The following is a 20,772-nucleotide window of genomic DNA, read 5'->3' on the forward strand; positions in this document are numbered from 1 at the left end:
CTTCTTCAACCGCGATTTCGTCGAACGGGTTCATCGACATCTTCACGTTCGCGATGTCGACGCCCGTGTTGTCCGACTTCACGCGGACCTTCACGTTGTAATCGACCACTCTTTTCACTGGCACCAGGATTTTCATGCACACGCTCCAAAGTTACGAATACGACCAGAGGCCATTCTATAGCGAGGCCTCATGACTGCGCGGCCAAGCGGACCCAACCTTCGTGGTTGTCGAGGATACCGCTTCTTGGCGACGCGCCAATGATAGCGAACGGTCGTTCTATTTTAAAAGAGAAAAAACCCGGACGCAAAGCCCGGGTTTTCGATCATCGACTCTAATCTCGCCGGGCGTCCCGTGCTTCGCCTGTTACCAGGCGGCAATGACCGCGCCGCCGAACTTGCCTTCGATGAACTGCTTCACCTCGGCCGAATGGTAGGCCGCGACCAGTTTCGCGACCCACGGCTTGTTCCGGTCCGCCTCGCGGATCGCGAGGATGTTCGCGTACGGCCCGTTCGGGCCCTCGATCGCGATCGCGTCCTGTTTCGGTTTCAACCCCGCTTCCATCGCGTAGTTGGTATTGATCGCAGCCGCGTCGACGTCACCGAGCGAGCGCGGAATCTGCGCCGCATCGAGTTCGACGATCTTCAGCTTGCGCGGATTGTCGACGATATCGAGCGGCGTCGCCTTCAGCCCCGCGTCCGCGCGCAGCTTCAGCAGGCCCTGCTTCTGCAGCAACAGCAGCGCACGGCCGCCATTGGTCGGATCGTTCGGGACCGCGATGCGTGCGCCCGGCTTCAGTTCTGCCAGCGACTTCACGCGCTTCGAATAGATGCCCATCGGAAACGTGACGGTATCCGCAACCTTGACCAGCTTATAGCCGCGATCCTTCACCTGCGCCTGCAGATACGGATCGTGCTGGTAGCTGTTCGCATCGAGGTCGCCCGACGCAAGCGCGGCGTTCGGCTGCACGTAATCGGAGAATTCGACGATGCGGATGTCGAGGCCGCTCTTCGCCGCGACCTTCTTCACCGCTTCCATGATCTGCGCGTGCGGCCCGCCCGTCACGCCCACCTTGATGGTTTCGGCCTGCGCTTGCGCGCCCGCGAACAGCGCGGCCGCGCCCAGTGCTGCCGCGAATTTCAGCATGAAGCGTCGTTGCATCGAGAGTCCCCTGACGGATCAATCTTGTTTTACTTGTGGCTCAGCCGGCGGACGAGCCAGTCGCCGAACGACTGCACGATCTGCACGAACACGATCAGGATCGCGACCACCGTCCACATCACTTCGGGCAGATAGCGCTGGTAACCATAGCGGATCCCGAGATCGCCGAGGCCGCCACCGCCAATCGCGCCCGCCATCGCCGAATAGCCGACCAGCGACACGAACGTGATCGTCAGGCCCGCGACGACGCCCGGCAGCGACTCGGGCAGCAGCACCTTGAAGACGATCTGCGACGTGGTCGCGCCCATCGATTGCGCAGCCTCGATCAGCCCGCGGTCGACTTCGCGCAACGCCGTCTCGACGAGACGCGCGATGAACGGCGCGGCCGCGAGCGTCAGCGGCACGACCGCCGCGGCCGTGCCGATCGACGACCCCGTAACGAGCCGCGTAAACGGAATCACCGCGACCAGCAGGATGATGAACGGCGTCGAGCGGACGGCATTCACGATGCCGCCGAGCACGCGATTCACCGCGAGATTCTGCAGCACGCCCTGGCGGTCGGTCAGGTAGAGCAGCACGCCGAGCGGCAGGCCGACGAGCGCGCCGACCACTCCGGAGATGCCGACCATGATCAGCGTCTCCCAGAACGACTGCACGAACATATCGAACATCTCACTCAACATACGAAAGCTCCTCTACCACCACACCTTGCTCGCGCAGGAACGCGAGCGCCTGCCCGACCTTGCCCGGCTCGCCGCCAGCGAGGACCGCGAGCGAACCGAATGCCTGCCCCTGGATCTCGTCGATCTGGCCATGCAGGATGTTGAAATCGAGTTCGTACCGGCGAATCGTCTCCGACAGGATCGGCTGGTCGACACCCGAGCCCGTGAACGCGAGCCGCAGCAAATGCCCGCTGCCCGTCTTCAGCCGCTCGGCCACGCGCACCTTCAGCGCGGGCGGCAATTCCTGCGCGATCACGTCGCCGATCAGCGCGCGCGTCACTTCGTGATGCGGCTGCAGGAACACGTCGATCACGCGGCCCTCCTCGACCACGCGCCCCGCATCGAGCACCGCGACGCGATCGCACACCTGCTTGATCACTTCCATCTGGTGCGTGATCAGCACGATCGTCAGGCCGAGCTCACGGTTGATGCGCTTCAGCAGGTCGAGGATCGAGCGCGTGGTCTCGGGATCGAGCGCGGACGTCGCTTCGTCCGACAGCAGCACCTTCGGCCGGCTCGCGAGCGCGCGGGCGATGCCGACGCGCTGCTTCTGCCCGCCGCTGATCTGCGACGGATAGCGATCCTTCTGCGCGGACAGCCCGACGAGGTCGAGCAGCGGCAGCACGGCGGCCTCGATCTCGGCACGGCTTGCACCGGCCAGTTCGAGCGGCAGCGCGACGTTGTCGAACACCGTGCGCGACGACAGCAGGTTGAAGTGCTGGAAGATCATGCCGATCTCGCGGCGCGCCTCGCGCAGCGCGCCGGCCGGCAGCAGCGTGAGATCGCGCCCGCCGACGACGACATTGCCTTCGGTCGGCCGCGTGAGCAGGTTGATGGTGCGCACGAGCGTGCTCTTGCCGGCGCCGCTTCGGCCGATGATGCCGAACACCTCACCCTGCGGAATCGTCAGGTTGATGTTGCGCAGCGCCTCGACCCAGCCACCCGGCCCGGGAAATCGCTGCGAAAGATTGCGTAATTCGATCATGTAAACAAAACGGCGGCCCGGCTGGCGAGTTGGCCCGCCAGTCGGCCGCCGATGCATCTGGAATAACCGTCGATTTTACCGCAAACCCCTCATTCCCCTTAATAATCGATTTCGATCTTTTCATAACCGCACGAAATTAGAGGAGCACCGCTGGCGCGCCGCGACGGTGCCGCGACTATGATCCGGAACACACATGCCAACTAACAGGGGACACGCCAGATGACCGCCACCACTACGCCGGCCGCCGCACCCGCCACCGCCGGACCGGCGCCTTCGTCGCCGCCCGCGCCGACCATGGGCCGGCTGCGTACCGCGGACGGGCTCGAACTGGCATCGTACCGGTGGGCCGCCGGCGACGGCTCCACGCCGCCGCGCGCGACGATCGCGCTCGTTCACGGTCTTGCCGAACACGCGGGGCGCTATGCCGCACTCGCCGGCCGGCTGAATGCGGCCGGCATCGACGTGCTCGCGATCGACCTGCGCGGGCACGGCCAGTCACCCGGCAAGCGCGCGTGGGTCGAGCGCTTCGACGGCTACCTGAACGATGCGGATGCGCTGGTCGCCGAAGCGGCGCGCGGCAATTCGCCGCTGTTCCTGATGGGGCACAGCATGGGTGGCGCGGTCGCGGCGCTGTACGCGATCGAACGCGCGCCGACGCGCGGCCACGCGTTGACAGGCCTCGTGCTGTCGAGCCCGGCGCTCGCGCCGGGGCGCGACGTGCCACGCTGGATGCTCGCGGTGAGCCGCGTCATCAGCCGCGTCTGGCCGACCTTCCCCGCCATCAGGATCGATGCAGCACTGCTGTCGCGCGATCCGGCCATCGTCGCGGCCAATCGTGCTGATCCGCTCGTGCATCACGGCGCGGTGCCCGCGCGCACTGGCGCGGAGATTCTCGACGCGATGGCGCGCATCGAAAGCGGCCGCGGCGGGCTGCGCGTTCCGGTGCTCGTCTATCACGGGACCGAGGACAAGCTGACCGAGCCCGACGGCAGCCGGGCGTTCGGCACGCGCGTCGGCTCGCCCGATCGCACGCTGACGCTATACGAAGGCGGCTTTCACGAAACGATGAACGATCTCGAACGCGATCGCGTGATCGACGCGTTGATCGCGTGGATTCACGCACGCGTGCCGGCGCGCTGAGCGCGCCCGGCCCGGCCGGTCAATCGGCAATCAGATCCCGGCCAGTACGCGCAGGTGTGCGACGACGCTGCGCCCGAGCGCGGACAGGTTGTAGCCGCCTTCGAGGCAGCTCACGATGCGGCCCTGCGCATGCCGGCGCGCCACGTCGACGATCTGCGCGGTCAGCCATTCGAAGTCGGCTTCGACGAGGCCGAGGTTGCCGATATCGTCCTCGCGATGCGCATCGAAACCCGCCGACACGAACAGCATCTGCGGCTTGAACGCATCGAGGCGCGGCAGCCAGAACATGTCGACGGCTTCGCGGATCGCCATCCCGTTGCTGCGCGCGGGCATCGGCAGGTTGACCATGTTCGGCGCCTGGTGATCGGCGCCCGTGAACGGGTACAGCGGATGCTGGAAGAAGCTGCACATCAGCACGCGCTCGTCATTCGCGAATGCGGCCTCGGTGCCGTTGCCGTGATGCACGTCGAAATCGATGATCGCCACGCGCTCCAGACCGTGTACGTCGAGCGCGTGCCGCGCGGCGATCGCGACGTTGTTGAAGAAGCAGAAACCCATCGCACGCGCGGGCTCCGCATGGTGGCCAGGCGGGCGCACGCCGCAGAACGCATTCGCATAGCGGCCTTCGATCACCGCGTCGGTCGCCGCGATCGCGGCACCGGCCGCGCGCAGGGCTGCACGCCACGTATCGCGGTTCATCAGCGTATCGGGATCGATCTCGACGTAACCGTCGACCGGCGTCATGCTCCGGATGTAGTCGATGTGCGCCTGCGTATGCACCCGGCCCAACGCGACCTCGCTCGCGAACGGCGCGGTTTCGTGCACGATCAGGTCGTCGATGCGGCTCGCGATCAGTTGGTCCTGGATCGCCGACAGGCGGGCCGGGCATTCCGGATGCCATTCCCCCATCTCGTGCAGCATGCAGTCGGGGTGCGTGTAGAAAGCGGTTGCCATAAGCTGTCATCCGCGGCGCACGGTGCGCCGCAGGTCTCCATCAATGATGTCCATCGTCTGCCGCGAATTCGCCGCTAACTTACCACAACGGGGGCCCGCCACGCCCCGGCGCGCCGGATCCGTCGGGTATACTGCGCCGAACCCAATCGCCTTGTCCGCCCGCTTCGACATGAATTCCAGCAAGCCTGCCGCCCTTCTCTCCGCGCTGTTCCGTACTCGCGTGCCGCTCGTCGCGGCCGCTGTGGTCGCGGCCCTCGGCACCGCGCCTGCCGGCGCGCAGACGCAACCCGCGAAGTCCACGGGCAAGCTCGTCGCGCAGGCCCAGCCGCAGCAGCCGACGCCGCAAGGCCAGACCTTCGAAGAGGAAATTGTTCCGCAGCGTTACGCGAACAACGCGAAGGTCGATGCGTTCATCGACGAGATGGTCAGCCGCAACGGCTTCGACTCCGCCAGCTTGCATGCGCTGTTCTCGCGCATCAGCTATTCGGCGACAGCGGTCAAGCTCGTGAAGCCGGCCCCGTCGCCGACGGTCAAGAACTGGCGCGTCTACCGCTCGCGCTTCATCGAGCCGATCCGCATCAACGCGGGCGTGAAATTCTGGAAGGCGAACCAGGCAACGCTGCAGCGCGCGTCCGAGCAATTCGGCGTGCCGCCCGAGGTGATCGTCGGCATCATCGGCGTCGAGACGATCTACGGCCGCTACATGGGCAATTTCCGCGTGCTCGACGCGCTGACGACGCTCACGTTCGACTATCCGGATACGCCGAATCGCGACAGCCGCCAGGCGACGTTCCGCAAGAACCTCGAGGATTTCCTGGTCTGGACGCGCGACAACCAGCTCGACCCGACCACCGTGCTCGGCTCGTATACAGGCGCGATCGGGATTCCACAGTTCCTGCCGAGCAGCATCCGCGAATACGCGGTGGACTTCGACGGCACGGGCCATGTCGACCTGCGCAGCAGTCCCGTCGATGCGATCGGCAGCGTCGCGAACTACCTGAAGCAGCACGGCTGGGAAACCGACCGCCCGGTGGTCTGGCAGATCACGCCCGACACGGGCAGCCTGGGGATCGCCCAGGCCGCCGCCGACGGCCAGCCCGAACCGCACTGGGCGCTGTCGCAACTGCTGCGCGCGGGCATGACGCTGAACGAGCCGACGGTCAACATCACGACCGAAGGCGGTACCCCCGTGACGGTGGTCGACCTGCCGTCGCCGGGGCGTGCGACCGAGTACATGCTCGGCCTCAAGAATTTCTATGTGCTGACGCGCTACAACCGCAGCTTCTTCTACGCGCTCACCGTGTACCAGCTTGGCGAGGCGGTGAAGGCGCAGATGGAAGCGAGCGGCGCACTTCAGCCGGCCACCGCCGACACCGAATCGCAATAAGCACCAACCGCTCAAAGAAAAAGCGCCGCACTAGCGGCGCTTTTTTTATCGCACGCGCGTTGCGCGCACCTGCCTGCGTTCAGGCAGGAAACACGCCCGTGGACAGGTAGCGGTCGCCGCGATCGCAGATGATGAACACGATCGTCGCATTCTCGACCTGACGCGCGATGCGCATCGCGACTTCACATGCGCCGCCCGACGAAATGCCCGCGAAGATGCCTTCGACCGACGCGAGCCGGCGCGCCATCGTTTCCGCCGCGGCCTGGCTCACGCTCTCGACGCGGTCGACGCGGCTGCGATCGAAGATGGTCGGCATGTACGCTTCCGGCCACTTGCGGATGCCGGGAATGCGCGAACCGTCTTCCGGCTGCGCACCGACGATCTCGATTGCCGGATTCTGTTCCTTCAGATAGTGCGACGTGCCCATGATCGTGCCCGTCGTGCCCATGGCCGACACGAAGTGCGTGATGCGCCCTTCGGTATCGCGCCAGATTTCCGGGCCGGTCGCTTCGTAGTGCGCAATCGGATTGTCGGGGTTCGCGAACTGGTCGAGGATCACGCCCTTGCCTTCGCGCTGCATCTGGTCCGCGAGATCGCGTGCCAGCTCCATCCCGCCCTTCACCGGCGTCAGGATGATTTCGGCGCCGTAGGCAGCCATGCTCTGGCGGCGCTCGACCGACAGGTCCTCCGGCATGATCAGCACCATCTTGTAGCCGCGGATCGCCGCTGCCATCGCAAGTGCGATACCCGTATTGCCGCTCGTCGCCTCGATCAGCGTATCGCCGGGCTTGATGCGCCCGCGCGCCTCGGCCTTGCTGATCATCGACAGTGCCGGACGATCCTTCACGGAACCCGCCGGATTGTTGCCTTCGAGCTTCGCGAGCACCACGTTGTTGCGCGCGCGAATTTCATCGTCCGGCAAGCGGACCAGTTGGACGAGCGGCGTATTGCCGATCGTGTCTTCGATAGTTTTGTAAGCCATGGAGATACCGTGAGTACGAGGCCGATCAATCGATCAATTGTAAACCAGCACCGCTGCTCACGCCGGCAACCCCATTGCGACGATGGAATACGCGTGCCGTGCAACACGCCGCCGCCTACACCGCGCCCACGCAAAAAACCCGCGGCATGCCGCGGGAAGCCGTCGCAATGACGGCGACTGAAGGAGCTCGTTGTCGGTCGCGCGCGTCGCGTTACTTCTGTGCCGTGCGGGCAGGTGGGGCCGCGGGCTTGCCGGGCGGCTTGCCCGGTGCGGGCGGCGTGGCACCCGTGCCGGCCGCACCGACCGTCAGGCCTTCCCGCTGAAGCCGCTCGACGGTATGGCCGCCCATGCCTTTCACGCGCGACGCGAGATCTTCCGCATTCTTGAACGGACCGCGTGCGCCGCGTTCGTCGAGAATCGCCTTCGCCCGTGCCAGGCCGATGCCCTTGATGCCGACGAGCGCATCCTCGTTCGCGGTGTTGACGTCAACGGCCGCCCAGGCCGACGCGATCGTGCCGAGCATTGCCGCTGCGGCCAACCATTTCCTGATCATGTGCTGGATCTCCGATGAAAAACGGCCGGCGGCTGCCGACCGTGAGACCCAGTCTATCGATGCAACGCTTCCGTTTAAACCTGGCCAGATAGCCAACGCACATAGCGGTCGACGCCTTCCTGCACGGTCAGGAACGGCGCGTCGTAACCGGCCGCGCGCAGCTTCGTCTGATCGGCCTGCGTGAAGCACTGGTACTTGCCGCGCAGTGCGTCGGGGAACGACACGTATTCGATCAGCCCTTGCTCGACCTGCTGCGCGAGTGTCAGCGGCGGCTGGTTGTCGAGCGCACGCAGCGTGTTCACGACCGTCGAAGCGATATCGTTGAACGGCTGCGCACGGCCGGTGCCGAGGTTGAAGATGCCCGACTTCTCCGGATGATCGAAGAAGAACAGGTTCACCTTCGTCACGTCCTCGACCGACACGAAGTCGCGCGTCTGCTCGCCCGGTGCATAGCCGTTGTACTCGCCGAACAGCTTCACCTTGCCTTCCGCACGGAACTGGTTGAAGTTGTGGAACGCGACCGACGCCATGCGCCCCTTGTGCGTCTCGCGCGGGCCGTACACGTTGAAATAGCGGAAGCCGGCGATCTGGCTCTTCGCGGTCGGCAGCACGCGACGGATCACCTGGTCGAACAGGAACTTCGAATAGCCGTAGATGTTCAGCGGCGCCTCGACCTCGCGCTCCTCGACGAAGCGCGTCGATCCGCCGTAGGTCGCGGCCGACGACGCGTACAGGAACTGCGTGCCCTGCGCGAGGCAGGCGTCGAGCACCGCGCGGCTGTAGCGGAAGTTGTTGTCCATCATGTAGCGGCCGTCGGTTTCCATCGTGTCCGAACAGGCGCCTTCGTGGAAAATCGCGCGTACCTTGCCGAAATCGCCGCGCGCGAAACGTTCGACGAATTCCGTCTTGTCCAGATAGTCGTCGATTTCGCAATCGACGAGATTCCGGAACTTGTCCGCACGCGTCAGGTTGTCGACTGCGATGATGCGCGTTTCGCCGCGCTCGTTGAGCGCCTTGACGATGTTCGCGCCGATAAAACCGGCTGCGCCGGTGACGATGAGGGTCATGATCGTCCTGCCTGAAAAGTGCGAGCCATGCGTGCGGCGCGCTCGTCGCGCCACCGCATGCGCTCAGTGAAACAGTTCGTCGTAGTCCACCGTGGCCGTGCCGAGCTTGCCGACCACGATGCCTGCCGCGCGATTCGCGAGCACGACGGCGTCGACGAGCGGCACGCCCGCGCCGAGCATCGTCGCGACCGTTGCAATCACGGTATCGCCCGCGCCCGACACGTCGAACACCTCGCGCGCGAGCGCCGGCGCGTGCAGTTCGCCGGTGGCGGAAAACAGCGTCATCCCTTCCTCCGAACGCGTGAGCAGCAGCGCGTCGATGTCGAGTTCCGCGCGCAGCTTCGCGACGCGCGCGCGCAGATCGTCTTCCGACTTCCACTGCCCGACCACTTCGCGCAGTTCAGCGCGATTCGGCGTGATCAGCGACGCGCCGCGATAGCGTGCCCAGTCGTCGCCTTTCGGGTCGACGAGGACGGACTTGCCGGCCGCACGCGCCTTCTCGATCATCGTCGTGACGTGCGTCAGGCCGCCTTTCGCGTAATCCGACATCAGCACGACGTCGTGCTGCGGCAGCAGCGCATCGAAGCGCGCGAGCCCCGCGAGCAGCACCTCGTGCGTCGGCATCGCCTCGAAGTCGACGCGCAGCAGTTGCTGCTGGCGCGCGAGCACGCGCAGCTTGATCGTGGTCGGCAGCGCCGGGTCGCGCTCGAGATGCGGCGTCACGCCGCTGCTGCCGAGCAGCTCGACGATCCGCTCGCCGGGTTCGTCACAACCGACGACGCACAGCAATCCGGCTTGGCCGCCGAGCGTCACGGCGTTGCGTGCGACGTTGGCCGCACCGCCGAGGCGCTCTTCCTGACGCTGCACGTGCACGACCGGCACCGGTGCCTCAGGCGAAATGCGATCGACGTTGCCGAACCAGTAACGGTCGAGCATCACGTCGCCGACGACAAGCACGCGCGAGCGCGCGATCTGCTCGCGCGGCACCGGAACGACTTCGCGGAGAGTATTCATCGTGTGGTCAGCCACGGGTGGACGACTGGGGATCGACATACGGCCGGCCGATCGCGTAGTAGTCGATGCCCAGTTCGGCCATCGCATCCGGCTCATAGAGGTTGCGACCGTCGAAGATCACCGGCGCCTTCAGTTCGGCCTTCAGGCGCGTGAAGTCGGGGCTCCGGAATTCCTTCCACTCGGTCACGATCACGAGCGCGTCCGCGCCCGTCACGGCGATGTCCTGCGTCTCGACGAGATGCAGCCGCGCCAGCGCGTCCGGATCGGTGCCGAAATCGAGCGCAAACACGCGCCGCGCCTCGTCGACCGCGACCGGATCGTACGCACGCACGGTCGCGCCGCGTTCGAGCAGCGCGGCGATCAGGCGACGGCTCGGCGCCTCGCGCATGTCGTCGGTGTTCGGCTTGAACGCCAGGCCCCAGACCGCGAACTCGCGGCCGGTCAGGTCGGCGCCGAAGCGCTGCTCGATCTTGCTGATCAGCACGTCCTTCTGCGCATAGTTGGCCGCCTCGACGGCCTCCAGGATGCGCAGCGGCTGGCCGTTCTCGCCGGCCGTGCGAATCAGCGCCTGGACGTCCTTCGGGAAGCACGAGCCGCCGTAGCCGACGCCGGCGTACAGGAAGTGATAGCCGATGCGCGGATCGGAGCCGATCCCGCGGCGCACGGCCTCGATGTCGGCGCCGACCTTGTCGGCCAGATTCGACATCTCGTTCATGAACGAGATGCGCGTGGCGAGCATCGCGTTCGCCGCATATTTCGCGAATTCGGCCGAACGCACGTCCATGTAGATCGTGCGCTCGTGGTTGCGATTGAACGGCGCGTAAAGCTTCTTCATCTTCTCGCGCGCGATCGTGCCCGTCTCGTCGTCGTCGACGCCGATGATGATCCGGTCCGGACGCATGAAGTCTTCGACCGCGGCGCCTTCCTTCAGGAACTCCGGGTTCGACACGACCGAGAAGCGATGCGCGACGCTGCCTGCCAGACCGCGGGCGGCAAGCGCCTCGTCGACCACGCCGCGCACGCGCTGCGCGGTGCCGACCGGCACTGTCGACTTGTCGACGATCACCTTGAAGCCCGTCATGTGGCGGCCGATGTTGCGTGCGGCTTCGAGCACGTACTGCAGGTCGGCCGAGCCGTCCTCGTCGGGCGGCGTGCCGACGGCGATGAACTGGATCTCGCCGTGCGCGACGCTCGCCTCGATATCGGTCGAGAAGCGCAGGCGCCCCGCCGCGCGGTTGCGCGCGATGATGTCCAGCAGCCCCGGTTCGTGAATCGGCATCCCGCCGTTGTTCAGGATGTCGATCTTGCGCTGATCGACGTCGAGACAGAAGACGTCGTGACCGATCTCCGCGAGACAGGCGCCCGTGACGAGACCGACATAGCCGGTGCCGATGATGGTGATTTTCATAGATGTTCCGGTACTTCCCGGTAATTGACTAACTTGGCCGCCGGGACGAGCCCGGCGACAACCGCAGCGCGTTTCCGCTCGCCGGGATCAGCCCGGCATCGCAGGTTCGACGCGGCGCGGCGCATAGGTTTCCCAGCCGCTGCATCCGGGGCACTGCCAATAGAAGAGCCGTGCCCGGAAACCGCAATTCTGGCACGTATACCGTGGCAGATTCTTCGTGCGCTGCTTGATCAGCGCACGCATCATTTCAAGTTCCTTACGACGCGGTTCGTCGGCCGCGGCGATTTGCGCATCGAGCAGATGCAACATCCCCGACAGGTTCGGAGACTTCTCCATCTGCGTGCGCGCGAGCGTGTGCGCGGCATCCTGGCCGCGCAACCCAGCGATGTGCTGGTACGCGATGTCGAGCAGGTCGTTCGACGGATAGCGGTCGATATACCCCATCAGCAGCTCGGCGCCTTCGGCATGCTTGCCGAGCGCGACGTACGCCTTCATCAGCTTGTCGGCGACGAGCGGCAGATACGCCGGATTCTGCGCCTCGACGCGCTTCCAGTGCTCGATCGCAGCCGCGTGGTTGCCCTCGGCTTCCGCCGCGTCGCCGGACAGCACCGTCGCGCGCACGTTCTGCGGGTTCACGGCCAGCGCCAGGCGCAGCTGTTCGGCGGCCGCTGCCGCGTTCTTTCGCTGCAGCGCGTCCTGCGCGAGTTCGCAGTGGAACTGGGCAATTTCGACGCCAAGCGGCTTGTCGCTCATCGACTCGATGCGCTTCGCCGTATCGATCGACTTGTTCCAGTCCTTCTCGATCTCGTAGATCGTCAGCAGCGCCCGCTGCGCGCCGAGCGCGTAATCGCCGTCGGCGAGCTTGTGAAACGCCTCTTCGGCACGATCGAGCAGCCCGGCCTTCAGGAAATCCTGGCCGAGCTCGTACAGCGCGTGGTCGCGCTCGTTGACCGGCAGGTCCGTGCGGCTCAGCAGGTTCTGGTGCACGCGGATCGCGCGATCGGTCTCGCCGCGGCGGCGAAACAGGTTGCCGAGCGCGAAGTGCAGCTCGACCGTCTCGGGATCGAGCTTGGCGACCTCGATGAACGCATCGATCGCCTTGTCGGGTTGTTCGTTCAACAGAAAATTCAGGCCGCGAAAATACGAGCGCGGCAGGTTGGCACTCTCCGACAGGAGATTCTTCAGGTCATAGCGTGACGCCGCCCAACCGAGCGCGAACGCAACCGGAATCGCGAGCAACCACCAGAAATCCAGATCCATGCGAAATATCGAAGCAGAGACGAAAACCGCGCGATGATCGCGCGGCGTCCGTGTTAAATGACGGGCGGCATCGGCGGCTGGTCGATGACGGCCGGCGTTTCGCGCGCCGCACGCAAATCGCGCTTCAGGCGCCCGTTCTCGAGACGCAGGCGGAAGATCGAAGGCAGCGCGGACAGCAAGCCGGCCAGCAGCCCCACGGCGAAGAACGCCAGGCCGATCAGGATCAGCGGCGCTTGCCATGAATAGCCGGCAACGAAATTCAGCGTCGCGGTTTGCGTATTGGCCAGCGCAAGCACCAGCAGCAGTACGAACACCAATACCCGGATCAGCCAGACGATAAACTTCATGAAGCCCTCTCTTTGTTGAGGTTTGCCGCGGCGCGCGACTCCCCTTCGTCGCACCGAATCGACCCGTATTGTAAAGGATGCGTTTCCGCGGCTGCGCAGATCCTGCGTGCCGCCGTTGCGCGATGATCGCCGGAAATGAAAAAAGCGCCCGCAAGGGGCGCTTTTCTTTTCAGCCTTCGCCGGATAGGTTCCGGGCAAACCGGATGACGCTTAACGCTCGTCGTCCGGATCATCAGCCTTCAGCGGTTCACCGGCGCGGCCGTCGACGCGTTCGCGCAATTCCTTGCCAGGCTTGAAGTGCGGCACGAACTTCTCGGGCACCTGCACTTTCTCCCCTGACTTCGGGTTGCGTCCGACGCGCGCCGGGCGACGGTTGAGGCCAAAGCTGCCGAAACCCCGAATTTCAATGCGATGCCCTTTCGCCAGGGCGTCAGACATCGCATCGAGCATCGTTTTCACCGCGAAATCCGCATCCTTGAGGACAAGTTGCGGAAATCGCGATGCCAGCTGCGCGACCAACTCGGATTTGGTCATACTTCAGCAGACCTCGTGAGGCTTACTGGTTCTGGCCGTCGAGCTTCGCCTTCAGCAGCGCGCCGAGGTTGGTCGTACCGGTCGCAGCAGCGCTGGAGTCCGACTGCAGGCCGCGGATCGCTTCCTGTTGTTCAGCCGAATCCTTCGCCTTGATCGACAGGTTGATGCCGCGCGACTTGCGATCGATGTTGATCACCATCGCGTTGACCTTGTCGCCTTCCTTCAGCACGTTGCGTGCGTCTTCCACGCGATCCTGCGAGATTTCCGACGCGCGCAGGTAGCCTTCGATGTCACCCGTCAGCGTAACGACCGCACCCTTCGCATCGACCGTCTTCACGACGCCGTCGACGATCGAGCCCTTGTCGTTCATTGCAACGTAGTTGCTGAACGGGTCGCCTTCGAGCTGCTTGATGCCGAGCGAGATACGTTCCTTCTCGACGTCGATACCGAGGACGATTGCTTCGACTTCGTCGCCCTTCTTGTACTTGCGAACCGCTTCTTCGCCAGCTTCGCTCCACGACAGGTCCGACAGGTGAACCAGGCCGTCGATGCCGCCCGGCAGACCGATGAACACGCCGAAGTCGGTGATCGACTTGATTGCGCCCGTGATCTTGTCGCCCTTCTTGAAGTTGCGGCTGAAGTCATCCCACGGATTCGGCTTGCACTGCTTCATGCCGAGGCTGATACGACGACGGTCTTCGTCGATCTCGAGGACCATGACTTCGACTTCGTCGCCCAGCTGGACAACCTTCGACGGCGCAACGTTCTTGTTGGTCCAATCCATTTCCGACACGTGGACGAGGCCTTCGATGCCCGATTCCACTTCGACGAATGCGCCGTAGTCGGTGATGTTCGTGACCTTGCCGAACAGGCGCGTGCCCGACGGGTAACGGCGCGAGATGCCTTCCCACGGATCGTCGCCCAGTTGCTTGATGCCCAGCGAGACGCGGTTCTTCTCTTGGTCGAACTTGAGGATCTTCGCGGTGACTTCCTGGCCAACCGACAGGACTTCGCTCGGGTGACGCACACGACGCCATGCGATGTCGGTGATGTGCAGCAGGCCGTCGATGCCGCCGAGGTCGACGAACGCGCCGTAATCGGTGATGTTCTTGACCACGCCGTTGACGATCGCGCCTTCCTTCAGCGTCTCGAGCAGCTTCGCGCGCTCTTCGCCTTGGGTTGCTTCGATCACTGCACGACGCGACAGCACGACGTTGTTACGCTTGCGATCGAGCTTGATCACGCGGAACTCGAGCGTCTTGCCTTCGTACGGGGTCGTGTCCTTGACCGGACGCGTGTCGACCAGCGAACCCGGCAGGAACGCGCGGATGCCGTTGACCATCACGGTCATGCCGCCCTTCACCTTGCCGGTGATCGTGCCGGTGACGAGTTCGTTGTTGTCGAGCGCCTTTTCCAGCGACAGCCACGATGCAAGGCGCTTCGCCTTGTCGCGCGACAGGATCGTGTCGCCGTAGCCGTTTTCGAGTGCGTCGATCGCGACGGACACGAAATCGCCCGACTGCACCTCAACCTCGCCCTGATCGTTCAGGAATTCCTCGATCGGAATGTAAGCCTCGGACTTCAGGCCTGCATTGACGACCACGAAGTTGTGGTCGACGCGCACGACTTCGGCGGAAATCACTTCGCCGGCGCGCATGTCTTGGCGGGTCAGCGACTCTTCGAACAGAGCCGCGAAAGATTCAGTATTCGGGGTAGAGGTTTGCAGGTCGGACATAAAAATCTGATTGTGCATGGATCGCTGTGCCACGCCGGCCGGAATGGCAGGCTGAAAGGGCCAGATCGAGGTCCACACGGGGTTAAGGGTTCGAAACACGCTCCGCAATTACGCACGGAACACCTACCGCTGCCCGCCTTCTCAGGCCGGCTGGCCGAGCGCCCGGTACCACTGCAGCACCTGGTCGACCGCTTCATCGACCGAAAGCGCCGACGTATCGAGCAGCTTGGCATCTGCTGCGGGCTTAAGCGGCGCGGCCGCGCGATTGCTGTCGCGCGCGTCACGTTCACGAAGATCCCGGAGCAAGTCATCTATATTAGCAGAAAAACCTTTTTGCATCAATTGCTTATGCCGTCTGGTCGCGCGCGCCTCGGCGCTGGCCGTCAGGAACACCTTCAGCACGGCGTCCGGGAAGATCACGGTACCCATGTCGCGCCCGTCCGCAACGAGGCCCGGCGTCTTGCGGAACGCGCGCTGGCGCGCGACGAGCGCGGTGCGCACCGGCCCGTGCACGGCGATCGCCGACGCGCGGTTGCCGACCGCTTCGGCGCGGATGTCGTTCGACACATCGACGCCGTCGAGCTGCGCGCAGCCTTCGCGGAACGTGATGTGGAGATCGTCGATCAGCTTCACCAGCGCGTCGATGTCCTCAGCCTCGATGCCATAGCGCACGCTCGCGAGCGCGGCGAGCCGGTACAGCGCGCCGCTGTCGAGCAGGTGGAAGCCAAGATGCGCGGCGACGAGCGCGGCGACGGTGCCCTTGCCGGAAGCAGTCGGGCCGTCGATCGTGATGACGGGAGTCGGGTGAAAGGGTCGGGTCGATTTCATCAGAACAGTGGGGTCAGGCTTTGGCGAGCGCGGCGAAGCGGTCGAAATAGTCGGGGAACGTCTTGCCGACGCACTTCGGATCGTTGATCCGCACGGGCACGCCGCCCAGGCTGACGAGCGAGAAGCACATCGCCATCCGGTGATCGTCGTACGTGTCGATCGCCGCGTTCGGCGTGAGCTTTTCCGGCGGCGTGACGACGAGGTAGTCGGGGCCTTCCTCGACGATCGCGCCGACCTTGCGCAGCTCGGTCGCCATCGCGGCGATGCGGTCGGTTTCCTTCACGCGCCAGCTCGCGATGTTGCGCAGCGTGCTCGTGCCGTTCGCGAACAGCGCCGCGACCGCGATGGTCATCGCCGCATCGGGGATCAGGTTGAAGTCCATGTCGATCGGCTCGAGCTTGCCGTGGTCGTGGCCGATGCCGCGTACGTCGATCCAGTCGTCGCCCATCGTCACGTTCGCGCCCATCTGCATCAGCGCGTTCGCGAAGCCGACATCGCCCTGGATGCTCGCCCGCCCCACGCCTTCGACGCGCAGCGGGCCGCCGCCGAGCGCGCCGGCCGCGAGAAAGTACGACGCGGAAGACGCGTCGCCCTCGACCATGATCCGCCCCGGCGAGCGATAGCGGACGCCGGCCGGCACGACGAAGCGCTGCCAGCCGTCGCGCTCGACGGTCACGCCGAAGCGCTCCATCAGCCGGATCGTGATGTCGATGTACGGCTTCGAGATCAGCTCGCCATCGACCTCGACGACGATCTTGCCGTCCTTCGCCTTCACGAGCGGCAGCGTCATCAGCAACGCCGTGAGGAACTGGCTCGACACGTCGCCGCGCACGCGGATCGGCGCGTCGACGGAAATGCTCGCCGGCTTGATCCGCAGCGGCGGGTAGCCTTCGTTCAGCTCGTAGTCGATCTGCGCGCCGATTTGCCTCAGACCGTCGACGAGGTCGCCGATCGGCCGCTCGTGCATGCGCGGCACGCCGTGCACGCGATAGTCGCCGCCGTTCACCGCGAGCGCGGCGGTCAGCGGCCGCACGGCCGTGCCCGCATTGCCCAGGAACAGGTCGGCCGTCTTCGCGGTGAATGCGCCGCGTGTGCCCATCACGACGCAGGTGTCGCCATCGCGCGCGAGCTTCACGCCGAGCTTGCCGAGTGCGTCGAGCATCACGCGCGTGTCGTCGGAATCGAGCAGGTTGGTGATCGTCGTTTCGCCTTCGGCAAGCGCCGCGAGCAGCAGCACGCGGTTCGAAATGCTTTTCGAGCCGGGCAGGCGCACGGTGCCCGATGCGCTGGAGTACGGGCCGAGATCGAGATAGTCCATGGGAATCGTCCTGTTATTTCTTGACCGGTTCGGCAGCGGGCGTACCGCCACGCTCCTGCCATGCCTTGCGCGCAGCGCGCGAGCGCGTGAACACCGCTTCGAGCGCCGCGCCGTCGCCGGCGTCGATCGCCGCGCGCAGCCGCGTGAGCACGCGCGTGTAGCCATCGAGCTCATCGAGCAGCGCCGCGCGGTTCGCGACGCACACGTCGCGCCACATCTCCGGACTCGACGCCGCGATGCGCGTGAAATCGCGGAAGCCGCCCGCCGCGTACGAGAATTTCAGTTCCGCGTCGGCCTCGCCGAGGATCTGCTCGACGAGCGCGAACGACAGCACGTGCGGCAGATGACTGATCGACGCGAATACGCGATCGTGCTGCTCCGTGCTCATCGTGCGCACGTCGGCGCCCGTTGCACGCCACATCGCATCGATCCGCGCAACGGATTCGGGTGCGTTCTCCGGCAGCGGGCACAGCACGACGTTGCGGCCGACGTACAGATCCGGCAACGCGGCCTCGACGCCGCTCGACTCGCGGCCGGCGATCGGGTGACCCGGCACGAACTGCGCGATCCGCGCGCCGAGCGCTTCGCGCGCGGCCGCAACGACATCGGACTTGGTGCTGCCTGCATCGGTGACGATCGTCGCCGCTTCAAGCCACGGCGCGATGCGCGCGAGCAGCGGGCCCGTCTGCGCGACAGGTGCAGCCAGCAGCACCAGATCGGCACCCGTCAGCGCGTCGCGCAATTGCGCGTCGTCGTCGAGCGCCGCCGCGCGGTCGATCACGCCGAGTGCGAGCGCACGCTCGACCGAAGCACGCGAACGGCCCACGCCGACAACCTCGCCCGCGCCGCCCGGCGCGCGCTCGCGCAGCGCGCGGGCCAGCGATCCGCCGATCAGGCCGACGCCGAAGATGACCAGTTTGTTGAATGCAAAGCCTGACACGACTAGAGCCAAGTTACGCGCGCAGGACGACGCCCCGCACGCGGAATTCCAGATTCCGGGCCACGGGCCCGCACCCGGCGCAACCTGCGCCGGATGCCGCCCGAACCCGCCTTCGGCAGCACCGATCGGCCTGCCCTGCCCGCGTGGCCGCAACGCCTGCGCGAACAGGCCACGGGCCGCCACGCATCAGCGTGCGCGCGGATACGAACCGAGTATCTTCAGGAACGCGGCCTTCTGGCCGAGTTCCGCGAGCGCGGCCGCAACCGACGCATCGTCCCGGTGCCCTTCGATGTCGATGTAGAAGTAGTACTCCCACGTGCCGACGCGCGCCGGACGCGACTCGAAGCGCGTCATCGACACGCCGTGCCGCGCGAGCGGCTCGAGCAGCTTGAACACGGCACCCGGTTCGTTCTTCACCGACACGATCAGCGACGTCTGGTCGTGACCGCTCTGCCCGGCCGGCTGCTTGCCGATGATCACGAAGCGCGTGCGGTTGTGCGGATCGTCCTGGATCAGCGAGAACGCGATCTGCAAGCCGTAGTGTGCGGCCGCGCGGTCGCCCGCGATCGCCGCGACGGTCGGATCGGCCGCCGCGAGACGCGCAGCCTCCGCGTTGCTCGCCACCGCCTGCCGCTCGAGCTGCGGCGCATTCGCCGCGAGCCACTGCTGACATTGCGCAAGCGCCTGCGCGTGTGCGCAGACGCGCTTCACGCCGTCGAGCGTGCCGCTCTGCGTCAACAGGTTGTGATGGATCGGTAGCGCGAGTTCGCCGCTGATCAGCAATTGCGTCTGCAGCAGCAGGTCGAGCGTGCGCGACACGGCGCCTTCGGTCGAATTTTCGACCGGCGCGATACCGAACGCGGACGCGCCGGCCTCGACCGAGCGGAACACCTCGTCGATCGACGGGCACGGCAGCCCTTCGATCGACTGGCCGAAATATTCGAGCATCGCCTGCTCGCTATACGTGCCGACCGGCCCGAGGAACGCGACGTGGATCGTCTGCTCGAGCGCGCGGCTCGCGGCCATGATCTCGCGCCAGATGGCGCTGATATGCTCGCTCGCGAGCGGCCCCGCGCTCATGTCCTGCAGCCGGGCGATCACTTGCAGCTCGCGCTCCGGCCGGAACACCGGCGCGTTGAAATGCTTCTTGACCTCGCCCACCTCCAGCGCCACCGCGGCGCGCTGGTTCAGGAGCGCGATCAGCTGCGCATCGATCGCATCGATGCGATCGCGCAGCGGTTTCAGGCGGGAATTCAGTTCGTCGTCCATGCGTTTTGCCGTGCTGTTTGAACAGCGCCGCCGTCAGGCGCCGCGCTGCTCGAAGTCCTTCATGTACTCGACGAGCGCTTTCACGCCCTCGAGCGGCACCGCGTTGTAGATCGACGCCCGCATGCCGCCGACGGACTTGTGGCCCTTCAGCTGCAGCAGCCCGCGCGCCTTTGCGCCGGCAAGGAAGTCTTCGTTGCGCGTTTCGTCGGCCAGGAAAAACGGCACGTTCATCCGCGAACGTGCTGCCGGCTCGACCTTGTTCAGATAGAAACTGCTCGCATCGATCGTGTCGTAGAGCAGCTTCGCCTTTTCGATATTGCGGGCCTCGATCGCTTCGAGGCCACCCTGCCGCTTCAGCCACTGGAACACCAGGCCCGCGATGTAGATCGCGTAGGTGGGCGGCGTGTTGTACAGCGAGTTGTTCGCTGCGATGGTCTTCCATTCGAACGCGGACGGGCAGATCGACAGCGCACGGTCGAGCAGATCCTCGCGCACGATCACGAGCGTCACGCCGGCCATCCCGATGTTCTTCTGCGCGCCGCCGAACAGCACGCCGTACTTCGCGACGTCCAGCGGACGCGACAGGATGTGCGACGAGACATCCGCGACCAGCGGCACGTCACCGAGATCGGGAATCTCGAACGTCTCGACGCCGTCGATCGTCTCGTTGGTACACAGATGCACGTAGGCCGGATCGTCCGACAGCTGCCATTCGGCGCGCGCGGGCGCACGCGTGAAGCCGTCTTCCGTCTTGCCGGTTGCGGCGAGATGCGGCGTGCCGTATTTCTTCGCTTCGCTGAACGACTTCTGCGACCACGAGCCCGTGACGACGAAGTCGGCCGTCGTGCGCGACCCGAGCAGGTTCATCGGGACGATCGCGTTTTCCGCGATACCGCCGCCCTGCAGGAACAGGATCCGGTGACTGGCCGGCACGCCGAGCAGGTCGCGCAGGTCGGTCAGCGCGGCCTCGTGGATCGACATGAATTCCTTGCCGCGATGGCTCATCTCCATCACGCTCATGCCGCTGCCATGCCAGTCGAGCATTTCGTCGGCCGCTTGCCGCAGCACTTCCTCGGGCATCGCCGCAGGGCCGGCGGAGAAATTAAAGACGCGCATCGTGAAAACCTCGGAGGGACGCGACCGGCTCGCCGCCGGCAGAACGCGCCAGAA

20 protein-coding genes and 1 pseudogene are annotated in these 20,772 nt (G+C 65.5%); 2 read left to right on the forward strand and 19 right to left on the reverse strand.

What is annotated here, in order from left to right:
• The 4 genes and pseudogenes from QZM35_RS33025 to QZM35_RS33040 form a co-directional block, all read right to left on the reverse strand.
• Positions 1 to 136: pseudogene (locus QZM35_RS33025) on the reverse strand (electron transfer flavoprotein subunit beta/FixA family protein); the annotation flags it as partial.
• A gap of 228 nt (positions 137 to 364) precedes the next feature.
• Positions 365 to 1,159 (reverse strand): MetQ/NlpA family ABC transporter substrate-binding protein, encoded by a 795-nt coding sequence (locus tag QZM35_RS33030; protein WP_089424811.1) that lies wholly within the window; start codon positions 1,157 to 1,159, stop codon positions 365 to 367.
• A gap of 29 nt (positions 1,160 to 1,188) precedes the next feature.
• The gene (locus tag QZM35_RS33035; protein ID WP_011351347.1) at positions 1,189 to 1,842 is read right to left on the reverse strand and encodes a methionine ABC transporter permease; all 654 of its coding nucleotides are present in this window, start codon (positions 1,840 to 1,842) and stop codon (positions 1,189 to 1,191) included.
• Entirely contained in the window at positions 1,832 to 2,866 is a 1,035-nt protein-coding gene (locus QZM35_RS33040; protein ID WP_089430771.1) for a methionine ABC transporter ATP-binding protein, read from the reverse strand. The genes QZM35_RS33035 and QZM35_RS33040 overlap by 11 nt, the downstream gene beginning before the upstream one ends.
• A gap of 219 nt (positions 2,867 to 3,085) precedes the next feature.
• Between QZM35_RS33040 and QZM35_RS33045 the strand changes: the two genes are divergently transcribed.
• A complete protein-coding gene (locus QZM35_RS33045; protein WP_174976139.1) occupies positions 3,086 to 4,006 on the forward strand; it encodes an alpha/beta hydrolase in 921 nt (306 codons plus the stop codon).
• A gap of 30 nt (positions 4,007 to 4,036) precedes the next feature.
• On the opposite strand, the gene QZM35_RS33050 is transcribed toward QZM35_RS33045, so the two are convergent.
• Positions 4,037 to 4,960 carry a histone deacetylase family protein gene (locus tag QZM35_RS33050; RefSeq protein ID WP_089430769.1) on the reverse strand — a complete coding sequence of 308 codons (924 nt, stop codon included), beginning with the start codon at positions 4,958 to 4,960 and terminating at the stop codon, positions 4,037 to 4,039.
• 43 nt (positions 4,961 to 5,003) lie between these two features.
• On the opposite strand from QZM35_RS33050, the gene mltB reads away from it, so the two are divergent.
• On the forward strand, positions 5,004 to 6,347 hold the full coding sequence (mltB, locus tag QZM35_RS33055; protein WP_089424807.1) for a lytic murein transglycosylase B: 1,344 nt from the start codon (positions 5,004 to 5,006) through the stop codon (positions 6,345 to 6,347).
• 79 nt (positions 6,348 to 6,426) lie between these two features.
• Here mltB and cysM read toward each other — a convergent pair whose 3' ends face one another.
• From cysM to serC, 14 genes are all read right to left on the reverse strand, one after another.
• A complete protein-coding gene (gene cysM, locus QZM35_RS33060; protein WP_089424806.1) occupies positions 6,427 to 7,329 on the reverse strand; it encodes a cysteine synthase CysM in 903 nt (300 codons plus the stop codon).
• A gap of 211 nt (positions 7,330 to 7,540) precedes the next feature.
• Positions 7,541 to 7,882, reverse strand: coding sequence for a helix-hairpin-helix domain-containing protein (locus QZM35_RS33065; RefSeq protein WP_089430767.1), 342 nt, complete (start codon positions 7,880 to 7,882; stop codon positions 7,541 to 7,543).
• Between the two features lie 74 nt (positions 7,883 to 7,956).
• Complete coding sequence (gene rfaD, locus QZM35_RS33070) at positions 7,957 to 8,949, reverse strand: ADP-glyceromanno-heptose 6-epimerase (RefSeq protein WP_301777536.1); 993 nt, start codon at positions 8,947 to 8,949, stop codon at positions 7,957 to 7,959.
• A 63-nt stretch (positions 8,950 to 9,012) separates the two neighbouring features.
• On the reverse strand, positions 9,013 to 9,963 hold the full coding sequence (gene rfaE1 / locus QZM35_RS33075) for a D-glycero-beta-D-manno-heptose-7-phosphate kinase (protein WP_089424804.1): 951 nt from the start codon (positions 9,961 to 9,963) through the stop codon (positions 9,013 to 9,015).
• Between the two features lie 7 nt (positions 9,964 to 9,970).
• The gene (locus QZM35_RS33080; RefSeq protein WP_174976137.1) at positions 9,971 to 11,371 is read right to left on the reverse strand and encodes a UDP-glucose/GDP-mannose dehydrogenase family protein; all 1,401 of its coding nucleotides are present in this window, start codon (positions 11,369 to 11,371) and stop codon (positions 9,971 to 9,973) included.
• Between the two features lie 87 nt (positions 11,372 to 11,458).
• Positions 11,459 to 12,631 (reverse strand): lipopolysaccharide assembly protein LapB, encoded by a 1,173-nt coding sequence (lapB, locus tag QZM35_RS33085; protein ID WP_089424802.1) that lies wholly within the window; start codon positions 12,629 to 12,631, stop codon positions 11,459 to 11,461.
• A gap of 53 nt (positions 12,632 to 12,684) precedes the next feature.
• Positions 12,685 to 12,978: a lipopolysaccharide assembly protein LapA domain-containing protein gene (locus QZM35_RS33090; protein ID WP_021157458.1), complete on the reverse strand. Its 294-nt coding sequence runs from the start codon at positions 12,976 to 12,978 to the stop codon at positions 12,685 to 12,687.
• Between the two features lie 210 nt (positions 12,979 to 13,188).
• A complete protein-coding gene (locus tag QZM35_RS33095) occupies positions 13,189 to 13,512 on the reverse strand; it encodes an integration host factor subunit beta (protein ID WP_006486894.1) in 324 nt (107 codons plus the stop codon).
• A 22-nt stretch (positions 13,513 to 13,534) separates the two neighbouring features.
• Complete coding sequence (rpsA, locus tag QZM35_RS33100; RefSeq protein ID WP_011694214.1) at positions 13,535 to 15,265, reverse strand: 30S ribosomal protein S1; 1,731 nt, start codon at positions 15,263 to 15,265, stop codon at positions 13,535 to 13,537.
• Positions 15,266 to 15,388: 123 nt separating this feature from the next.
• Positions 15,389 to 16,075, reverse strand: coding sequence for a (d)CMP kinase (gene cmk, locus QZM35_RS33105; RefSeq protein ID WP_039343267.1), 687 nt, complete (start codon positions 16,073 to 16,075; stop codon positions 15,389 to 15,391).
• A gap of 13 nt (positions 16,076 to 16,088) precedes the next feature.
• Positions 16,089 to 17,393, reverse strand: coding sequence for a 3-phosphoshikimate 1-carboxyvinyltransferase (aroA, locus tag QZM35_RS33110; RefSeq protein ID WP_089455808.1), 1,305 nt, complete (start codon positions 17,391 to 17,393; stop codon positions 16,089 to 16,091).
• A gap of 13 nt (positions 17,394 to 17,406) precedes the next feature.
• Positions 17,407 to 18,333 (reverse strand): prephenate dehydrogenase/arogenate dehydrogenase family protein, encoded by a 927-nt coding sequence (locus tag QZM35_RS33115; protein WP_089424800.1) that lies wholly within the window; start codon positions 18,331 to 18,333, stop codon positions 17,407 to 17,409.
• Between the two features lie 186 nt (positions 18,334 to 18,519).
• A complete protein-coding gene (gene pheA / locus QZM35_RS33120) occupies positions 18,520 to 19,602 on the reverse strand; it encodes a prephenate dehydratase (protein WP_069247429.1) in 1,083 nt (360 codons plus the stop codon).
• Between the two features lie 33 nt (positions 19,603 to 19,635).
• Entirely contained in the window at positions 19,636 to 20,718 is a 1,083-nt protein-coding gene (gene serC, locus QZM35_RS33125) for a 3-phosphoserine/phosphohydroxythreonine transaminase (RefSeq protein ID WP_089424799.1), read from the reverse strand.
• Positions 20,719 to 20,772 lie beyond the last annotated feature (54 nt).

It is taken from the genome of Burkholderia sp. AU45274 (assembly GCF_030482505.1).
Lineage (GTDB): Bacteria > Pseudomonadota > Gammaproteobacteria > Burkholderiales > Burkholderiaceae > Burkholderia.